The sequence below is a fragment of the Paraburkholderia sp. RL18-101-BIB-B genome (assembly GCF_046026985.1).
Taxonomy (GTDB): domain Bacteria; phylum Pseudomonadota; class Gammaproteobacteria; order Burkholderiales; family Burkholderiaceae; genus Paraburkholderia.
Map to the genome: position 1 here is coordinate 1 of NZ_JARESV010000193.1, position 546 is coordinate 546.

General features: G+C 57.5%; 2 protein-coding genes. Both read right to left on the bottom strand.

Annotated features, from left to right (window positions below; translation table 11 throughout):
* The coding region (locus P0D73_RS46665) for an FGGY family carbohydrate kinase (protein ID WP_408436522.1) at positions 1-210 on the bottom strand (210 nt) is incomplete at its 3' end.
* A 34-nt stretch (positions 211-244) separates the two neighbouring features.
* A partial coding sequence (locus P0D73_RS46670; protein ID WP_408183815.1) for an SDR family oxidoreductase occupies positions 245-546 on the bottom strand: 302 nt, incomplete at its 5' end.

Genomic DNA, 546 nt, shown 5'->3' on the forward strand with positions numbered 1-546 from the left:
TATGCGTGCAAACGCGTCGGGATAGTTCTTACGCAGCGTCGCTAACGCAATGCGCGTAGCTCGCCACCAATCCTCTGGGTCCTGTTCTGACCATCGGTGCCTCGGCCTCGATATTTCCAGCGGATGGCGAGCGGTCCCGACGACATGTCCATCGTCGGCCAGCAGGAGGACCTTCAATTCCGTCGTGCCGAGGTCAATGCCAAGAAACATTAATTGAACTCAAGATACGTCTTGCCCATATCGCCTAGAGGTCGAAGTTGGTTGGCATCAGGACCACGTCACGGATGGTCATACCACGTTGCCGCGTCAGCATGAACATAATGACCTCCGCAACCTCGCTGGGCTCAAGCAGACTCCCCGACTCTTTAGCTTCCTTGAGTTTTTCCTCCGGCCAGTCAGCGAGCAGTGCGCTAGCGACCGGTCCGGGCGAGACGGAGCCAACGCGTATTCCATGTTTGAAAACCTGGCGCCGCACCGTCTGGACAAAGCAGTTAATGGCCCATTTGGACGACGCATAGACCGGCTCCCAGGGCGTCGGGAAGTGAG